Annotated in this window: 12 protein-coding genes and 1 pseudogene; 3 read left to right on the top strand and 10 right to left on the bottom strand. The window is 71.6% G+C overall.

The genetic code is table 11. The features are described 5' to 3' along the window. The 3 genes and pseudogenes from H297_RS38225 to H297_RS38230 all read left to right on the top strand — a co-directional run. Positions 1-262: transposase (locus H297_RS38225; RefSeq protein ID WP_037795374.1), on the top strand; the 262-nt coding region annotated here is incomplete at its 5' end. A 239-nt stretch (positions 263-501) separates the two neighbouring features. Continuing rightward, positions 502-1,287, top strand: a complete 786-nt coding sequence (locus H297_RS0125005) for an alpha/beta fold hydrolase (protein ID WP_027739299.1) — start codon at positions 502-504, stop codon at positions 1,285-1,287. Positions 1,288-1,367: 80 nt separating this feature from the next. Then, a pseudogene (locus tag H297_RS38230) lies at positions 1,368-2,524 on the top strand (IS630 family transposase). Here H297_RS38230 and H297_RS0125015 read toward each other — a convergent pair. The 10 genes from H297_RS0125015 to H297_RS0125060 all read right to left on the bottom strand — a co-directional run bounded on the left by H297_RS0125015 (position 2,521) and on the right by H297_RS0125060 (position 18,099). Beyond that, positions 2,521-4,785, bottom strand: coding sequence for a glycosyltransferase family 39 protein (locus H297_RS0125015; RefSeq protein WP_027739300.1), 2,265 nt, complete (start codon positions 4,783-4,785; stop codon positions 2,521-2,523). The pseudogene H297_RS38230 and the gene H297_RS0125015 sit on opposite strands and share 4 nt — an antisense overlap. After that, positions 4,782-6,197 (bottom strand): bifunctional glycosyltransferase family 2/GtrA family protein, encoded by a 1,416-nt coding sequence (locus H297_RS38235; protein WP_078514573.1) that lies wholly within the window; start codon positions 6,195-6,197, stop codon positions 4,782-4,784. The genes H297_RS0125015 and H297_RS38235 overlap by 4 nt, the downstream gene beginning before the upstream one ends. A 40-nt stretch (positions 6,198-6,237) precedes the next feature. Beyond that, positions 6,238-7,887 (bottom strand): sensor histidine kinase, encoded by a 1,650-nt coding sequence (locus H297_RS38240; RefSeq protein ID WP_486589654.1) that lies wholly within the window; start codon positions 7,885-7,887, stop codon positions 6,238-6,240. After that, a complete protein-coding gene (locus H297_RS0125030) occupies positions 7,884-8,630 on the bottom strand; it encodes a response regulator transcription factor (RefSeq protein ID WP_027739301.1) in 747 nt (248 codons plus the stop codon). The genes H297_RS38240 and H297_RS0125030 overlap by 4 nt, the downstream gene beginning before the upstream one ends. Positions 8,631-8,981: 351 nt before the next feature. Further along, on the bottom strand, positions 8,982-10,604 hold the full coding sequence (locus H297_RS0125035; protein WP_027739302.1) for a gamma-glutamyltransferase: 1,623 nt from the start codon (positions 10,602-10,604) through the stop codon (positions 8,982-8,984). Beyond that, positions 10,601-12,052 (bottom strand): MFS transporter, encoded by a 1,452-nt coding sequence (locus H297_RS0125040; RefSeq protein WP_027739303.1) that lies wholly within the window; start codon positions 12,050-12,052, stop codon positions 10,601-10,603. Before H297_RS0125040 ends, H297_RS0125035 begins: the two co-directional genes overlap by 4 nt. Positions 12,053-12,188: 136 nt before the next feature. Then, positions 12,189-13,931 carry a hydantoinase B/oxoprolinase family protein gene (locus H297_RS0125045; RefSeq protein ID WP_027739304.1) on the bottom strand — a complete coding sequence of 581 codons (1,743 nt, stop codon included), beginning with the start codon at positions 13,929-13,931 and terminating at the stop codon, positions 12,189-12,191. A gap of 82 nt (positions 13,932-14,013) precedes the next feature. Beyond that, positions 14,014-16,074 (bottom strand): hydantoinase/oxoprolinase family protein, encoded by a 2,061-nt coding sequence (locus tag H297_RS0125050; protein WP_027739305.1) that lies wholly within the window; start codon positions 16,072-16,074, stop codon positions 14,014-14,016. Between the two features lie 7 nt (positions 16,075-16,081). Beyond that, positions 16,082-17,056 carry a PfkB family carbohydrate kinase gene (locus H297_RS38245; RefSeq protein ID WP_078514577.1) on the bottom strand — a complete coding sequence of 325 codons (975 nt, stop codon included), beginning with the start codon at positions 17,054-17,056 and terminating at the stop codon, positions 16,082-16,084. Beyond that, complete coding sequence (locus H297_RS0125060) at positions 17,056-18,099, bottom strand: SIS domain-containing protein (RefSeq protein ID WP_027739306.1); 1,044 nt, start codon at positions 18,097-18,099, stop codon at positions 17,056-17,058. The genes H297_RS38245 and H297_RS0125060 overlap by 1 nt, the downstream gene beginning before the upstream one ends. Between the last annotated feature and the right edge of the window lie 158 nt (positions 18,100-18,257).

The following is an 18,257-nucleotide window of genomic DNA, read 5'->3' on the forward strand; positions in this document are numbered from 1 at the left end:
GTCCAGCCTGCCGGCCGACACCCCGATCACCGACCTGGTCCGCCTGGCCAAGATCCGCTGGCGCATCGAGCACGACTACCGCGAACTCAAGCACGGCCTGGGCCTGGACCACTTCGAAGGCCGGTCTTGGCCTGGCTGGCACCACCACGTCACCCTCGTGACCGCCGCCCACGCATTTCTCACCGAACAACGTCTGGCCCCAAAAGCGCCCGCACCGGACTCACTCTCTATCAGATCCTCGACGCCCTCCAAGACGTCCTGAGGTGCTGGACCGGCATCTGCACCACCTGCCAACAGCCCCTGCCCAGCAGAACATACACAACACCAAGATCGAGACAGACCTAACGGAGTCCTACTAGTGCTGTGACCGCGAAGGTTCGCCGGGTTGGTAGTAGGGGCGGGCAGTTGGATGCGCGGTGACGTCGCGAGTGGCGGGATCGCGGTATCCGTCGGCAGATTAGGGCGTATCGAACGCTGGTGTGACCGCTCTAGATTCGGCTCATGGAAGAGATCAGCTACCAGGCGGCCGACGACTGCACCCTGCACGCCACCGTCACAGGAGAGGGTCAGGCCCTGGTCCTTATGCATGCCGGCGGCCCTGACCACAAGAGCATGCTTCCCCTGGCCGAACGGCTTGCCGATCGCTTCATGGTCGTACTGCCCGACCTGCGAGGCTACGGCCGGTCGGTCTGCAAGGGCCCGGCCCGCTATACCTGGGCCCAGTATGTCGAGGACGTAATGTGGCTCTTGAACCACATCGGTATCTCCAGTGCCGTACTCGCCGGCGCAGGCTTGGGCTCCACGATCACGCTTCGGACGGCGGCCGCATACCCGGACCGGGTCCGGGCTGCCGTGCTCATCGGAGTTGAGGACATTGAGGACGACGAAGCCAAGAAGGCCGAGATCCGCTTCCTCGATGCGTTCGCCGCCCGCGTCGAGGCTGATGGCATCGAGGCGGGTTGGGAGCCCATCCTCGCCGGTTTTCCCCCCGTTGTCGGTGCCATGGTTCGCGACGCCATCCCCCGATCGGACCCCGCCAGCATCGTGGCCGCAGCCGCTATCGGCCATGACCGTTCCTTCCGGAGCGTCGATGAACTCGTGACGATCACCGTGCCGACCCTCATCTTCCCGGGCACCGACCTACGCCACCCCACCACTCTTGCCGAAGAGGCCGCCGACACCCTCCCCAACGGACAACTGGCCGTGATCCCGATCGGCGACGGTCTCCAGACTGCCGTGGACCTCGCCCGCGCCACCGCTCCCGCCATCCGTGAATTCCTGACCTAATTGGTCACGTCCGTGATCGGCACCGGGTGATCGTGGCGGTTGGATATGTGGTGACATCCGATCTGACCGCTGGAGGTGCGGTGGCCGAGCCTGTCGGTGTGCGCAGACTGACCGACCAGGAGGGGCGGAAGCTGCAGCAGATCGTGCGCCGGGGCAGCACCAACTCGGTGCGCTACCGGCGCGCGATGGTGCTGCTGGCCTCGGCCGGCGGGAACCGCGTTCCGGTGATTGCCCAACTGGTCCAGGCCGACGAGGACACCGTCCGCGACGTGATCCACCGGTTCGACGAGATCGGTTTGGCCTGCCTGGACCCTCGGTGGGCGGGAGGCCGTCCCCGCCTGCTCAGTCCTGACGACGAGGACTTCGTCGTGGCGACGGCCACCACCCGCCCGGCCAAGTTCGGCCAGCCGTTCGCCCGCTGGTCGTTACGTAAGCTCGCCGCCTACCTGCGCAAGGTGCACGACCGGGTGATCCGCATCGGCCGCGAGGCCCTGCGCTGTCTGCTCGCCCGTCGTGGCGTCACCTTCCAGCGCACCAAGACCTGGAAGGAGTCCACCGATCCCGGGTACGACACCAAACTCGACCGGATCGAGCATGTCCTGGAGCACTTTCCCGATCGGGTTTTCGCCTTCGACGAGTTCGGGCCGCTGGGCATCCGCCCCCCGGCGGATCCTGCTGGGCGGGAAAGGGCCGCCCCGACCGGGTTCCGGCGACCTATCATCGCACCCACGGCGTCACCTACTTCCACGGGTGCTACTCAGTCGGCGACGACACCCTGTGGGGCATCAACCGGCGCCACAGGGGCACCGCCAACACCTTGGCCGCCCTGAAGTCGATCAGGTCAGCGCGCCCGGACGGCGCGCCGATCTACGTGATCCTGGACAACCTCTCAGCGCATAAGGGGACGAAGATCCGCGCCTGGGCGCAGAAGCACAGGGTTGAGCTGTGCTTCACCCCGACGAACGCCTCCTGGGCAAACCCGATCGAGGCGCACTTCGGACCGCTACGGCAGTTCACCCTCGCCAACTCCAACCATCCCAACCACACCGTTCAGACCCGTGAACTGCACCGTTACCTGCGCTGGCGCAACGCAAACGCCCGCCACCCCGACGTGCTTGCTGCCCAGCGCGAGGAACGCGCCCGCATTCGCAGCGAGGGGGGCATCCGCTGGGGCGGACGCCCCCCTCGTTACTGCGGCCTGAACGAACCCGGCGAACCTATGCGGTCAGAGCACTAGCTCTTCGGCTTGGTCAGGTCGTAGAAGGTGGAGCTTCCGACGGTGACCTTGGTGAAGTTCTTCTCCACCCAGGAGCTGATCTGCGAGGCGGTGCCGCTGGACCCGAATCCGCCCCCACCGCGGGGAGCCTCGGCCCCTCCCCCCTTGCCATCGGCTCCCTTGCTGCCGGAGTTCTTGCCTCCGCCACCCATGCCTCCGGCGATGTAGTAGTGGATCTTGCCGTCGGACACGTACTGCTTGAACTCCTTGAGGGTCGGGGACGGGTCGCTTCCGTTGAAGCCGCCGATCGCCATCACCGGGTCGCCGGTGGCGAGCTGATAGCTGGCCGCGTTCTGCGAGCCGGTGGAGGCCGCCGCCCAGGTGTAGTCCTCGGCGTCCCGCTCCAGCAGGGCCTTGGCCTTGTCACTGACCTGAGCACCGTCGAGGAGGCCGCCCATGCCGCCACCGCCGCCACCGGGTCCGCCGCCACCGGGCATGCCCTTGCCGCTCGGGGCACCGGCCTGATGGTTGCCCTTGCCGTTCGGCGCACCGCCCGGCATGCCCTTGCCGTTCGAGGTGCCGCCGGGCATGCCGTTGGGGGTACCGGCCTGTTGGTTGCTCCTGCCGTTCGGCGCGCCACCCGGCATGCCCTTGCCGTTCGAGGTGCCGCCGGGCGCACCAGCAGGCCCGCCCTTACCCGGCATTCCCTTGCCGCCGCCGGGCGGGCCCATGCGGCTGGCTCCGGACGGGCCGGCGGTCACGATGGCGCCGGAGTGCCCGGTGTTCAGCGTGGTGAAGGTGTACGCGGCGGGACCGGCCAGGCACACCAGGACGGCGAGTCCTCCGGCGAGCCAGGCCAGTGGCCTCCCCAGGCGGTTCACCGCCGGCAGCGCTGCTGCGGCGACCACTGAGCCCACGAGGACGGCCCAGCGCAGCCAGGGCAGGTAGTCAGGGGTGCGGTCGAGCAGCAAGTAGGACCACACTCCTGTTCCCACGACGGTCGCCGCCAGCACGGCCCGGGCCGCCGCATGGGCCCGCTTCTCCCACAGCAGGGCCGCACCCATGCCCACGAGGGCGGCGATATAGGGGGCCAGGGCGACGGTGTAGTACTGGTGGAAGATCCCGGCCATGAAGGAGAAGACGCCGGCTGTCATCAGCAGGGCGCCGCCCCAGGCGAGGAACGCGGCCCGCGTCGCGTCCGTACGGCCGGCACGCCGGGTGATCACCAGGCCGACGGCGCACAGGAACAGCGCGGTGGGAAGCAGCCAGGCGATCTGGCTGCCGACCTCGTCGCCGAACATGCGCGTGATGCCGCTCTGGCCGAACATACCGCCGCCCCCGCCGCCTCCGGGGCCGCCGCCCTGTCCGCCGCCGACACTGCCCGTCTCGTTGCCGTTCAGCCGGCCGAAGCCGTTGTAGCCGAAGGTCAGTTCAAGGAACGAGTTGTGCTGCGAGCCGCCCACGTACGGGCGGAAGGAGGCGGGCCACAGTTCGACGGCCGCCACCCACCAGCCGCCGGCGACGACCATGACCACGCCGGAGAGCAGCAGTTGGCCCAGCCGCTTGAGCGGCCGTACCGGAGCGCACACCGCGTACAGGAGTGCCAGCGGCGGCAGGATCAGGAACGCCTGGAGCGTCTTGGCCAGGAAGGCCAGACCGACCGCCGCGCCCGCCCACGCGAGCCACTTGGTGCGTCCGTCCTCGATCGCGCGCAGCACGAGGTAGACCGTGGCGGCCATCAGCAGGGCGAGCAGGGCGTCGGGGTTGTTGAAGCGGAACATCAGCGCGGCGACCGGCGTGAGCGCGAACACCGCGACGGTCAGCAACCCCGCCAGGGCACTGAACCGACGGCGCACCGCCGCGTAGAGCACCCCCGCCGTGGCCACCCCCATCAGCACCTGCGGGGCCAGGACGGTCCAGGAGCTGAGGCCGAAGAGCCGTGCCGCAAGTGCCATGGGCCACAGTGCGGCCGGCGGCTTGTCGACGGTGATGGCGTTGCCCGCGTCGAGAGAGCCGAAGAAGAACGCCTTCCAGCTCTGGCTGCCCGCCTGCGCCGCAGCCGAGTAGAAGGAGTTGGCGTAGCCGGAGGCACTGAGGTTCCACAGGTAGGCGAGCGCGATCACCAGCAGCAGGGCGAGGAGGACCGGCCGCACCCACGCGGGGTCCTCGGCGCGTCCGCGCCAGAGGCGCACGTGCCAGGGCGCGCTCGACCGGCGGCCACGGGATCGCGGCGTCGGCGCCGTAGCGGCTGTGGGGCCGGCTGCGGTGGGGTGGGTGGTCATCGAAGGGTCTCCTGGGGGTCTCGGACGGTGGTCTCGTGCCGGAACGGGTCCGCGAGGCGCTCCGGCGTATCGGGGGTTCCCGGCGTCTCCGGCCCCTGTGCCTGTGGTGCTCCGGCTGCGCCGGGCCGTGCGGTCGCGGCGGCCGAACGCTGCTCGGAAAAGACCCACACCCGCAGGAGCAGGAACCGCAGTACGGTCGCTGCGAGGTTGGCGGCGATCAGTACGGCGAGTTCCGCGCCGTGCGAGTGGTGCGGGTCCGCGGTGTCGAGAGCGGCCAGCGATCCGCTGGTCAGGGCGAGGCCGATGGCGAAGACGACAAGCCCCTGCGCCTGGTGGCGGACCGCCCGTGTCCGGCCCCGGACGCCGAAGGTCAGGCGCCGGTTGGCCGCGGTGTTGGCGACGGCGGAGACGAGGAGCGCGAGGGCGTTGGCGGCCTGCGCGGCGACCCCCGTGCGGAAGAGGGAGTACAGCAGCAGGTAGAAGAGGGTGGAGAGGGCCCCTACAGCGCAGAACCCGACCAGTTGCCGCGCCAGTCCGCCGGGGACGCCCTTCACCTGCCGGTCGCGCGGGTCGTCGCCGAAGGGGCGGGCGAGCCGGTCCAGCGGCAGGGCCCCGGAGGCGAGTGCCCGGCCCACCCGCCATACGCCTTTGAGGTCGTCGGTGGCCGTCTTGACCACGTTCACCGAGGAGTGCGGGTCATCCACCCAGTCCACCGGCACCTCGTGGATGCGCAGCCCCGCCCGCTCGGCGAGGACCAGCAGCTCGGTGTCGAAGAACCAGCCGGTGTCCTCCACCAGCGGCAGCAGTGCCTGCGCCACGTCGCGCCGTACGGCCTTGAAGCCGCACTGGGCGTCCGAGAAGCGGGCGTGCAGGGAGCCACGGAGGATGAGGTTGTAGGCGCGCGAGATGAACTCGCGCCGGGGCCCGCGCACCACGCGTGACGCCGGGCTGAGCCGGGTGCCGATCGCCAGGTCGGAGTGGCCCGAGATGAGCGGGGCGACCAGCGGCAGCAGCGCGTTGAGGTCGGTGGACAGGTCGACGTCCATGTAGGCGAGGACGGGGGCGTCGGAGGCCGCCCACACCGCGCGCAGCGCGCGTCCGCGGCCCTTTTGGGCCAGCCGCGTGTACGCCGCGGACGGCAGCTGCTCGCAGAGTGCGGCGCCGACGGCGGGTGTGGCGTCGGTGGAGGCGTTGTCCGCGATGGTCACGCGAAAGGGGTAGGGAAAGTTCCGTGTGAGGTGGGCGTGCAGGCGGCGTACGCAGGGCCCGAGGTCGTTCTCCTCGTTGTAGACGGGGACGACGACATCCAGGACCGGAGCACCCGGGGAAGGGCCGTGCGTGTCCGCGGGCAGATGGTCCCGCGTGGGCAGCGGCCCTGGCGGGAGACTCTGGGATCGAGGCTCGGTTCGCATGTTGTCGAGCCTCGCCAACGGCCCTGTCAGGACTTTGTGCTCAGCCTGTGGGACGCCTGTGAGTTTCCGTCCGGGAGGCCGGTCCCCCTTCGAGCCCGCTGGGAAGGGCGCCGTGGGGCCCGTCAGCCGGAGCCGTACCCGGTGCGGCCGGCAGATCGACGGTGAAGACGGTCCGTCCCGGCACGCTCTCCACGCGCACCTCTCCTCCGTGCGCGGTGGTGACGGCCCGGACGATGGCCAGGCCGAGGCCGGTGGACCCGGAGGCCCGGGAGCGGGAGGTGTCGCCCCGCGCGAAGCGTTCGAAGACGTGCGGCAGCAGGGCGGGCGGAATGCCGGGGCCGTCGTCGTGGACCTCCAGCAGCAGCCGGGGCCCGGTCCGGCGCACGCGGGCCGTGACCGTGGTGCCGGGCGGGGTGTGGCGGCGGGCGTTGGCCAGCAGGTTGACCAGGACCTGGTGCAGGCGCTGGGGGTCGGCCCGTACGCAGGTGGCCGCTCCGCCTTCCTCGGGCAGGTCGAGCCGCCACACGTGGTCGGGTCCGGCGGCGTGCGCGTCCGCGACCGCGTCGACGACCAGGGGACACACGTCCGTGTCCGCGAAGGACAGCGGACGCCCGGTATCGAGGCGGGCAAGGAGCAGCATGTCTTCGACAAGCCCTGTCATCCGCCCGGTCTCGGCCTCGATCCGGCCCAGTGCGTGCCGCATCTCGGGGCCGGCCGGCACCCGGCCGCGCCGGGTCAGCTCGGCGTAGCCGCGGATGGAGGCGAGCGGGGTGCGCAGTTCGTGGCTGGCGTCGGCCACGAACTGCCGCACCCGGGTCTCGCTGCGCTGACGCGCGTCGAGCGCGGAGTGGACGTGGTCGAGCATCCGGTTCAAGGCGGCGCCGACCTGGCCGACCTCCGTGCGCGGGTCCGCCTCGGTGTCGGGAACGCGCTCGTGCAGCGCGACTTCCCCGCTGTGCAGCGGCAGCTGGGATACGCGGGTGGCGGTGGCAGCCACCCGCCGCATCGGTCGCAGGGCGACCCCCACGATCGCGGCGGAGGCGATCCCCGCGGCTGTCAGCCCGGCACCCGCGACGGACAGTTCGATCACGAGCAGGGTGCTGATCGTCCCGTCGACCTCCGAGGTGGGCCGGCCCACGTAGAAGGCGCCGCGCACTCCGTGTGCGTACCGCACGCGGTAGTCGCCCCGGCCCGGAAGCTCGACACCGTGGGCCTTGCCGTCCCGCGCCACGCCGGCCAGGGCATCGAGCTGGGCGCGGGTGAGGTCGCTGGCCTGTGTACGCACCCCGCCGCCGGAGCTGGAGCGGTCGGTGTTGATCTCCCCGTCGGTCACCCGCACGTTCCCGTCGTCGCCCCTCCCGACCCGGGCACCTATCGTGCCGGAGGTGGCACCCTTGGTGACGAAATCGTAGGTGTCCCCACCGGGCGGGGGAGGATCCCGCCTGTGGGGGTCCATACCCTGCGGCAGCGACTTGGGGCCGGCGGCACGTATGGCGATCTGGCTCACCTCGTCGTCGAGCTGCCGGTACAGGTACGAGCGCAGGGCGATGGTCGTGACGGCCCCGATGACGGCGGCGACGACCGCGATCAGGGCCACGCAGGAGACCACGAGCCTGACACGCAGGGAGTGCGGGCGGGCACGACGGCCGGGCCGGGTGCCAGGTGCGCTGATGCCTCCTGCGCCTCTCACGGCACCTCGTCCGCGGGTTTGATGAGATAGCCGGCGCCGCGCCGTGTGTGAATCATCGGATCGCGGCCGGCGTCGATCTTGCGGCGCAGGTAGGAGATGTACAGCTCGACGACGTTGGCCTGGCCGCCGAAGTCGTAGGACCACACCCGGTCGAGGATCTGCGCCTTGCTGAGCACCCGGCGCTGGTTGCGCATCAAGAAGCGCAGCAGCTCGAACTCCGTAGCTGTCAGGTGGATGTACTGGCTGCCGCGGTAGACGTCGTGGCTCTCCTCGTCCAGCGTCAGTTCGCCCACCCGGAGTACGGACGCGTTGCTGCGGTCGCCCGCCCCCGCCCGCCGGATCAGCCCCCGTAGCCGGGCCACCACCTCCTCCAGGCTGAAGGGCTTGGTGACGTAGTCGTCGCCCCCCGCCGTGAGCCCGGTGATCCGGTCCTCCACGGCATCCTTCGCCGTCAGGAAGAGCACCGGAACGTCCGCCATCTCGTGACGCAGCCGCCGCAGAATCGCCAAACCGTCCATGTCCGGCAGCATGATGTCCAGCACCACGGCGTCGGGACGGAACTCGAAGGCTGCACGCATGGCCTCCTCCCCGTTCGCGGCGGAGCGGATCTCCCATCCCTCGTAGCGCAGGGCGAGCGAGAGCAACTCGGTGATCGACTGCTCGTCGTCCACGACGAGTACCCGGACGGCGCTGCCGTCCGGCCTCAGCAGTTCGGTGCGCCCCTGGGGCATGGAGGTGGCCATACGACCAGTGTGTGTGCGAACCCTGAGAGCTGCCTTTCGGCTTCCTGTGAATCTGCTGAGAAACCCGCGCCTCACATGCTGTCTCTGCCGCTGCCCGGAGGCAGGGCCGGGAGACAAACGCGCATACGCGCAGTCTGGCGTCACACGGTAAGCAATTGCGCACACAGCGTCCGCACCAAGGTGGCACCGACTGTGCCAGTCAAACACACCGTCCGGACGAGCACAGGCTGTCACGGACCGGCCGGACCGCTGCACACCGGGCACCACCTGCGCACTCCTGCCGGTCGGGCCGCACCCCGCGGTCCGCCGACGGCTGAGGCTGCGGGCCTCAGCCGTGTCCGCGCAGCCCCGTCAGGCGGCCTCCGCCGAGCCCACCCTTCGCGGGTCGGCGCAGGCGTGGGCCTCGCCGGTGGCACGGTCGAGGCAGATGCCTTCGAAGTTGCCGGTCAGCGCGTTCCACGGGTTGACGACCCGCGTCCACAGGCGTTCCCTGTGGGCCCAGGCGCGTGTCTGCTCCAGGACGTCCTTGTCGAACCCCGCCTCCAGCAGGTTGCCGGGTTGCCAGCCGCGTTCCGGGCTGTGGGGCCGGGCGCCGAAGCGGGGGGCATGCACGGACTGTTCGATCGTCATGCCGAAGTCGAGGATGTTGACCAGGTTCTGCAGGACGTTGGCCACCAATGAGACCGAGGGCGAACCGGAGACCAGCACGGGCCTGCCGTCGCGCAGGACGAGGTTGGGCGCGAGGTAGACGCTCGCGTGCTCCCCGGGCTGCGGCATCACCCGCTGGAAGAAGGAGCCTCCGCCCGAGAGCTGGAAGCCCTCGCTGAACAGGCCGTTGACGAAGCCCGAGCACATGTGGGAGTGCGTGAGCGAGACGGTGTCTCCGGCCGCGTCGACGACGCTGATGTGGATGGTGCCGGGCGTCGGGGTGGCGTTCGACGGCGGTGGCGTCGCCAGCAGCGCGATCCGGGTGCGGGCGTACTCCTTGGACAGCAGCACTTCCAGGCGTGTGCGGTCCTCCTCCAGGCCGTACTGGAGCGGCGGGGCGTAGTACGCCGCGTTGTGCGCCTGGATGAGGAGACGCAGCGTCTCCGGGTCGGCGGTGGGCGGGCCCATGCGCGGCAGCTCGACCGTCTCCAGCATGTTCAGCGCGCAGATGAGCTGGACACCGCCGTCGTCCGGTGGGGGCGAGGCGACGATCTCCGCGCCCCGGTAGGTGCCGTGTACCGGCTCCTGGACGTGGACGCGGTAGGCGGCGAAGTCCCTCTCGTGGAGGACTCCCCCGTCCGCGCGGGCGGTCGCTGCGACCGCCCGCGCGAAGTCGCCGAGGTAGTAGTCCATGCCCTCGTCGCGCAGTCGCTCCAGCGTCCTGGCGGCACGCGGCTGCCGGATCGTCTGGCCGGGCACGGCCAGGTGCCCCTCCTCGAAGAAGACCTCGCGCATCTGCTCGGAGGCGCCCAGGTGGGCCTGTTCCCCGTAGGCGACCCCGTACAGGAACGGGTTGACCTCGAACCCGTCGGTGGCCGCGGCGAGCGCCGGTGCCAGCAGCCGGGCCCTGTCGAGCGTGCCGAAGCGGCGCCGGGCCTCTTCGAAGGCGGGCCACCAGCCGGGGACGGGTACGCCTCGGCCACGGGTGAGATCGGCGCCGGAGAAGTCCGGCAGCGGTGCGAGGGGCGCGGCCACGTTGCCGTTCACATACCGCGTGGCGCCGGTTGCGGCGCTGCGGTGCAGCAGGCTGAGGCCGCCGGTGAGCGAGGTCATGTGCGGTTCGACGATCAGTTGGGTGGCGGCGGCGGCGAGCGCGGCGTCGGTGGCGTTGCCGCCGTCCCGCAGGACCTCACGGGCGGCGCGGGTCGCCAGCGGATGCGAGGTGACGGCCATGCCGCCGCTGCCGCGTACCGGGGGCTTGGGCCCGTAGCGGGCGGGCGGCACCGGGTCCCGTCCTGTGCCGTGGGCGGCGCTGTGGGTGTTCACTTCTTCTCCGTTCCGGTGGGCGCGTGCTGGTCCGGGGTGGCCGGTGTCCTCGCGGCTGCGTGGGCCTCACGGGCCTCGTCGACGGACTTCGGCAGCGCGAACGCGGCGACAAGGGCGGAGGCCAGGCAGATCAAGGCCATGTACCAGCCGAACGACACCTCGGTGCCCGTGCTGCCGACCAGCCAGGTGGCCAGCAGTGGTGCGGTGCCGCCCAGCAGCGTGGTGCCGACGTTGTAGTTGAGTGCGGCGGCCGTGCCGCGGATGTGCGGCGGGAAACTCATCACGTAGGCCGTGGTCAGTGGCGCGCCGACGACGTTGTTGATGACGGTGAAGACGACCACGGCGACGAAGGCCAGGGCGAAGGAGCCGGACTCGATGGCCAGGAACGTCGGCACGGTGAAGAGCACGAACACGCCGTAGCCCCACACCAGCAGCCGCCGCCCGCCGTACCGGTCGGCGCATCTGCCGCCCCAGATGGCGGCCGGGGCACCCACCACATAGGTCAGGATCGCGGCCAGCAGCGCCCGGTCCTCGCCGAAGCCGTTCTGCACCAGGGCGGTGACGAAATAGCTCTGGATCACGAAGGAGCCGACGCGCTGACCGGCGCCGAGGCCGATGGCCCGCAGCATGTCCCGCCAGTGGTGGCGGACCGCCTCGGTGAACGGTGCCTGCTCGACGCCGTTCTTCCGTGCCTCTTCGAGAGCGCGCCGGTACTCGGGCGCCTCGGTGGTGTGCCGGCGGATGTGGAGGGTCACCAGGGAGAGCGGCGCGGCCAGCAGGAACAGGGCCCGCCAGCCCCAGGAGTTGAAGCTCTCGCTGGGTAGCGTGACGATCAGGACGTAGGCCAGTACGGAGGCGATCAGGGGGCCGAGCGAGGTGGAGCCGACGCTCCAGCCCGAGAGGTAGTTGCGCCGGTGCCGCGGCCCGTGTTCCAGCAGGAAGTTGGTGGCCACCGTGTACTCGGCGCTGGCGCCCAGGCCCTGTATCAGCCGGCAGAGCGCCAGCAGCACGGGCGCGGCGACACCGAGCGCCGAGTAGGAGGGCAGCACACCGATCGCCAGGGTTCCGACGGACATCAGCGAGATGGTGACCGTCAGCACGAACTTGTGGCCCTTGACGTCGGCCAGCCGTCCCATGAGCGTGCCGCCGATGGGCCGGATCGCGTAGGAGAGGATCAGCCCCAGGTAGGTGGAGAGCAGCGCCACGGTCGGGTCGCTCTGGGGGAAGAAGGTGCGCGACATGATCACGGCGAGGATGCCGTAGAGGGCGTTGTCGTACCACTCGACGGCGTTGCCGAGCATGGCCGCCCACAGCACCCGGCGCCAGGGCGGTGCCCCGACGCCGGGGTCCGGGCCCTCGTGCGGGCCGCCCCGGATGTCTGCGGTCGCGCTGTCGGCCGTGTCGCGGTGGGCGGGCGGCGGAGCCGGTCGTGCGGGGGTGTCCGTCATCGCACACCTCCTCTTCGTCTCATTCCGTGCTTGGCGTACGTGTGCGGGTGAAGCAGCCGGATCCCGGTAGTCGCGGGGGGCGGCCGTGTCGCGGTGTGCGGGGACGCGGCGACGGCCCGGTGGGGTGCGGTGGCCGTCAGCCGGTGGTGCCCCGGCCGTAGGCGCGGCGGGCCTCCCCGGGAGTGGCGACCCCTTCCCGGACGTCCCTCTCGACCTGCTCGGGTGCCCGCTCGGCCGGGTCGCCGTAACCGCCGGCGCCTGCCGTGACGACGCTGACCCGGTCGCCGGGGCGCAGCACGGTGTGGCCGCGGTCCACCGGCTGGGCACCTGGGCTCAGTTCGACGCGGGCGCTGCTTCCGGGAAGCCCGCCGAACAGGCCCCAGGGCCGGGAGTGGAGCCGACTGGTGTCGAGCCAGAACTGCACGGCCGCGTCCCCGTCTCCACCGTCCTGGCCTTCCCCGGTGCGTGGCGAGCCGTCCGCGCCGGTGCCCGGTGAGCGGTCCTCGACCCGGACGGTGCGGCGGATGCCCATGCCGCCGCGGGTGCGGCCCGCGCCGCCGGAGTCCGGCACCAGCTCGTACGCCTCGACGACCAGCGGGTACTCGGTCTCCAGCGCCTCGACCGGCAGGTTGGAGGTGTTGGTGACGTGCACCTGCACACCGTCGAGGCCGTCCTTGTCCGCGCGGGCGCCCGATCCGCCGCCGATGGTCTCCAGGTAGACGAAGTAGCGGTCCCTTGCTTGGTCGTAGCCGGAGAAGTGCACTCCCGTGTTGGCGCCGTTGGCGGCGGCGGTGACCCGTTCGGGGACGGCGGGCGCGAGAGCGCCGTGCACCAGGTCGACCACCCGCTGACAGGTCTCGGTCCTGCCGTTGACAGCGGCGGGCTCCTGGCAGTTGACGAGGGTGCCGAGCGGCGCCTCGATCGCGATCGGGCGGTGCAGCCCCGCGTTGGAGGGGATGTCGGGGTCCACGAGGGTCTTCACGGCGTAGTACACGGTGGCGTACAGGGCCGTGCGCACCATGTTGACGGAGGCGCGCACCTGCCCGGGGTTGCCGGCGAAGTCGAAGTGGAGCTCCTCTCCCGCCACGGTGATCCGCACCCGCAGTTCCAGTTCGGTCTCCTCCAGCTCGGGGCAGTCGAAGCTGTCGGTGAACTCGTACGTGCCGTCGGGCACCTCAGCGATGGCGGCCCGGGTGCGGCGCTCGGTGTAGTCGAGCAGGGCAGCCGACGTGGTGACCATGGTCGGCCGGCCGTACCGCTCGACGAGTTCGCCGTAGCGGGTGACCGCGAGCCGGTTGGCGGCGAGCTGGGCGCGGAAGTCGGCGCGGCGCTCGGTCGGCACCTGACAGTTGGTCAGCACCAGTTGGAAGATGTCGTCGACGATCGTGCCCTCGCGGGCGAACCGCACCGGGGGGATGCGGATGCCCTCCTGGAAGATGTGGGCGTGGCCTCGGTCGCCGAAGTCGGCGTGGTGGGCGAGGTTCGCGGCCCAGGCGGTGAGCCGGCCCTCCGCGAAGACGGGGGTGACCAGCACCATGTCCGGCAGGTGCGAGCCGCCGCCGGAGTACGGGTCGTTGCTCAGGAAGGTGTCACCGGGCCGGATGTCCTCGATCGGGAACCGTTCCAGAACCGCCGCGACGACGCCGATGAGCGAGCCGAGGTGGATGGGTGAGGCCTGTTCGGCCTGGGCCAGCATGTGCCCCTCGGCGTCGAAGAGGCCGGCGGTGCAGTCCCGGCGTTCCTTGATGTTGCTGGAGTAGGCGGCGCGGACCAGTGTCTCGCCCATCTCCTCCACGAGGGAGGACAGGGCCGCGCCCATGACCTCGACCAGGACGGGGTCGGGCGCTGCCGGCGGGGGTGGGGTGACGGTGTCGTTCATCGGCTTTCCTCGTGCGACGGGTAGGGGTGTGACGGCCGGTGGGCGGTGACGGCGGGCGGGCGGGCGGCGGTGGGCGGGCTGGTCACTCCCCCACCGTGATGACGAGGTTGGAGTGGGCGTCGACGGTGAGCACGTCGCCCGGCAGCAGAACCGTCGTGGTGTCCATCTGCTCGATCACCGCGGGACCGGCCACCCGGTGCCCCGGGCGCAGGGCGTCGCGCCGGTGCACCGGTACGGGCGCGAAGCCCTTTCCGGCGAGGTGCATCTCGCGGGTGCCGGCGAGCGAGGCGGAGGCGTCCTCACCGGCCGGCTCCTGCTTCGGCAGCCGCGCCTGCGGCACCGCACCGACCGCCTGGAGCCGGACGGTGACGGCCTCGACCGGCTCTCCGGGCGCGTCGTATCCGTAGAGCCTGCGGTGCTCGTCGGCGAACGCTTCCAAAAGGGTGCCCAGCGCTGCGGCGTCCAGCGGGCCGGCGGGTACCGGCACCGGGATCTCGTAGTTCTGACCCGCGTAGCGCAGTTCCGCGGTGCGTTCCAGGCCACGGTCGGTCTCCGGGATCCGCTCGGCGTCGAACCAGGCGCGCGCTTCCTCCTCCAGTTCCGCGTAGAGAGCGCCGAGCCGGGCGGCTGTCGCTGCCTGCTCGCCTCCGAGGCGCTGGATGCGGGTGCGGGAGAAGTCCGCCCGCACGTCCGTCATCAGCAGCCCGAGGGCCGACTGGGCGCCGGGGGTGGGCGGTACCAGGACGGTGCGCATGCCCAACTCCCTCGCCAGCAGCGAGGCGTGCAGCGGGCCGGCGCCGCCGAAGGGGACCAGCGTGTAGTCGCGCGGGTCGTAGCCGCGCTGCACGGAGATGACGCGGATGGCCCGTGCCATGTTCGCGGTGACGACCCGCAGGATGCCGTGCGCGGTCTCCTCCACGCCGAGCCCGACGCGCTCGGCGATCCGGGCCACCGCGGCGCGGGACGCCTGCTCGTCGACCGGCATCCGGCCGTCGAGCAGGTACGCCGGGTTGAGGGTGTGCAGGACCACGTCGGCGTCGGTGACCGTGGCCTCGCTGCCCTTGCCGTAGCAGGCGGGCCCCGGGTCGGCGCCCGCGCTGGCCGGTCCGACCTTCAGGTGCCCGCCGACGTCCACCCGGGCCAGCGAGCCGCCGCCCGCGCCGACGGTGTGGATGTCCAGCATGGGCGTGCGGACGGGCCGCCCGTCCAGTTCCATGCCCGTGGTCACCTTGGGCACGCCGCCCTGGACGAGGGAGACGTCCGAGGAGGTGCCGCCCATGTCGAAGGTGATGATGTCCGGGTGGCCCGCGGCCTGGCAGAGTCCGGCCGCGCCGACCACACCGGTGCTGGGGCCGGACAGCACCATGCGGACCGGCAGTTCCTCCGCCGCCTCGAACGGGATGATGCCGCCGTTGGACTGCGTCACGTGCGGCACCGCCGTGAGCCCGCGTTCGGCCAGCCGCTGCCGCAGCTTGGCGAGGTACTCGGCGACGACCGGGCCCACATAGGCGTTGGTGACCACTGTGGAGAGCCGCTCGTACTCCCGGAACTCGGGCAGTACCCGGCTGGAGAGCGAGATGTGGGCACCGGGCAGTTCCTCGGCGAGGATCTCCCCGATCCGCTGTTCGTGCTCGGGCCGCAGGAAGCTGTAGAGCAGGCAGACGGCGACGGCCTCCACTCCCGCCTCGCGCAGGGTACGCGCCGCAGCCCGGGCCTCCTCCTCGTCGAGCGGTGTCTCGACGCTGCCGTCGTGCCTGACCCGCTCGGTGACCTCCAGCCGCAGGTCGCGGGGCGCGAAGGGGACGGGCTTGTCGGCCTGGAGGTCGTAGAGCCGGGGCCGCCGCCCCCGGCCCAGCTCCAGCAGGTCGCGGAAGCCGCGGGTGGTGATGACGCCGGTACGGGCGCCCCGGTGGGTGAGCAGGGCGTTGGTGCCCACGGTGGTGCCGTGGGCGAAGTAGCCGACGTCGGCGGGCGAGCCGCCCCCGGCCTGCTCCAGGATCCGCTCCAGGCCCTCCACGATGGCCAGTCCCGGGTCCTCGCGGGTGCTGGAGACCTTCCGTACGTGCAGGGCGCCGGTCTCCTCGTCGAAGGCGACGACGTCGGTGAAGGTGCCGCCGGTGTCGACACCGATGCGCAAAGTCATGCCGTTCCTACCTGTTCTCGCCGTGCGGCCGCGGCGACCGCGGCCCTTCTTGCGCCGCTGCCGGCAGCGGCCCGGCTCCCTCCGCCGGTCCGCGCGCGGTGGTGACCCCGCCGGTACCGGTCGCCGTCGCGTCCGGGCCCTCGGCGGGCAGCGGAGCCCCGTACCCGAACGCGCCGTGCGCGGTGCAGGCCGCTGCCGCCGCCTCGGCGGCCCTGGCCAGTGCCTGCCGGGGGTCGTCACCGGCCGTCAGCGCGGCCAGCAGCGTCCCGGTGAAGGCGTCTCCGGCACCCAGCGTGTCGGCGGCCCCGGTGGTGGCGGCCGGCTGCTGCCACCAGGAGTCGCCGTCGGTCAGCACCGCTCCGGCGCTGCCCCGGGTCGCGAGCGCCCACCGGGCACCCTCTCGGACCGTTTCGCGCAGCAGTCTGCCCGCTGTGTCCGCATCGAGCTGTGACGCGGAGAACGCCGCGAGGAAAAGATGCCGGTGCAGACCCGCCGCCCAGGGCTCGCGCCAGTGGTGCGAGAAGTCGAAGGAGACACGGGTGCGGGCGGCGATGTCCGGTACCTGGCCCGCCAGGGAGCCGCTGTAGGCGGTGTGCACGACGTCCCAGCCGGTCAGCGTGTCCAGCTCCGCCTCGTCGAGAGCGAAGACCGAGACCCCGTCGTCGGAGCCCTTGAAGACCCGGTCCCCGCCGACCAGCCCGACCTCGGCCCAGGCGTTGGGGCCGCGGACCGTGCGCACCCGGGCGGTGCCCACGCCCTCGGCTGCCAGCGCCAGGCGCACCACCTCACCGGCCCGGTCGTCGCCGGTCACCCCCCAGTAGGCGGCCTCGGCCCCCGCGCGGCGGGCGTGCACGGCGACGTTCACGGCGTTGCCGCCGGGGAACATCAGGCCGAGGTCGGGGTAGCGGTCGACGACGTTGTCCCCGATGCCCAGCACCCGTGGCGGGGCTCCGGGCGGGCCGGAGGGCGACGGTGCCGCCATCAGTACGCCACCCGGTACATGTAACGGCGCTGCGCGGTGTTGTGGCCCCGCTCGGCGGCGCAGAAGTCCAGCAGCCGGCGGGACGCGCTCGCCACGGCGAGCGGGCTGATCAGGCCGCGCTGCCCCTCGGGCACCCCCGGGAGCGTGAAGTCCTTGGAGTCGAGCACGGCCCAGGTGTCGTAATACTGCTCGGCGAAGGTCACCGCCCGCTCCCCCATCGCCCGGGTCTCGTCCTCGCCGTTGAGTACGAGCACCGGGTGCTGGCCGACGATCTCGAAGGGGCCGTGGAAGAAGTCCCCCGCGTTCACCGCGGAGGCATGCAGCCAGTTCATCTCCTGGAGGTAGCAGGAGGCCAGCGCGTTGGCCGCACCGAAGTTGGGCCCGGCCCCCAGCACGTACACCAGCCGCGCGTCCCGCCACTGGGCGGCGATGCGCGCTCCGAGGGGCGCGACCTCCTGCTTGGCCGCGGTCAGCGCCTGCGGAACGGCGGCGATCGCCCGCCAGGCGTCCTCGGCGCCGGGCAGCGCGCCGGACGCCTCCAGCACGGCGAGCGCGAGCTGGGTGAAGTGGATGGCCTTCGGCTCGGTGACGGTGACGTCGCTGGGGTAGTCGAAGAGGACGTCGGCCTCCTCGGCGAGCGGCGAGCCCTCCCCCGGCGCCGACCGGGCGATTCCGGCGACCGTGGCCCCGGCCTTCTTGGCCAGCCGGACGGCCTGCAGGGTCTCGGGGGTGGCCCCGGAGTGCGAGGAGGCGACCACGAGCGCGCTCTCGTCGAGACCGGCCAGATCGCGGTGGATCATCTCGGCTGCCGTCATCCGGTGCGCGGCCGGCGCGTGGGAGTACCGCTCCATGAGGTCCTGGGCAGGGAAGGTCGAGTAGTACGAGCCACCGCAGCCGATGAAGTAGACGGTGCGCAGCCCGCCTTCGACGACGCGGCCCGCGAGCTCCCGGGCGGCGCCGGCCTGCGCGACGGTGTGTTCGAGGGTCGCAGTCAGATCTGCTGCGAGCGGTACGGGGTCGACGGTGACGACGGGCGAGGGCATGGAAGTCGATCTCTCCTTGCGGCGCGGCGAACAATCGCTGAGAAGGTTCTCAGCGAGTTGATGAGAACCTTCTCAGCGCCGTTAGACTGACGTCAAGAGGTCTCGGACGACCGATCGGCGGGGATCCCGTAACGGCGGCCGCGGCCACGCAGGCGGCC

The sequence above is a fragment of the Streptomyces sp. CNT360 genome (assembly GCF_000424785.1).

Coding starts and splice junctions, on each gene's coding strand:
- H297_RS0125005 (WP_027739299.1), top strand. CDS start 502: ATGGAAGAGATCAGCTACCAGGCGGCCGACGACTGCACCCTGCACGCC.
- H297_RS0125015 (WP_027739300.1), bottom strand. CDS start 4,785: ATGACCACCCACCCCACCGCAGCCGGCCCCACAGCCGCTACGGCGCCG.
- H297_RS38235 (WP_078514573.1), bottom strand. CDS start 6,197: ATGCGAACCGAGCCTCGATCCCAGAGTCTCCCGCCAGGGCCGCTGCCC.
- H297_RS0125030 (WP_027739301.1), bottom strand. CDS start 8,630: ATGGCCACCTCCATGCCCCAGGGGCGCACCGAACTGCTGAGGCCGGAC.
- H297_RS0125040 (WP_027739303.1), bottom strand. CDS start 12,052: ATGACGGACACCCCCGCACGACCGGCTCCGCCGCCCGCCCACCGCGAC.
- H297_RS0125045 (WP_027739304.1), bottom strand. CDS start 13,931: ATGAACGACACCGTCACCCCACCCCCGCCGGCAGCGCCCGACCCCGTC.
- H297_RS0125050 (WP_027739305.1), bottom strand. CDS start 16,074: ATGACTTTGCGCATCGGTGTCGACACCGGCGGCACCTTCACCGACGTC.
- H297_RS38245 (WP_078514577.1), bottom strand. CDS start 17,056: ATGGCGGCACCGTCGCCCTCCGGCCCGCCCGGAGCCCCGCCACGGGTG.
- H297_RS0125060 (WP_027739306.1), bottom strand. CDS start 18,099: ATGCCCTCGCCCGTCGTCACCGTCGACCCCGTACCGCTCGCAGCAGAT.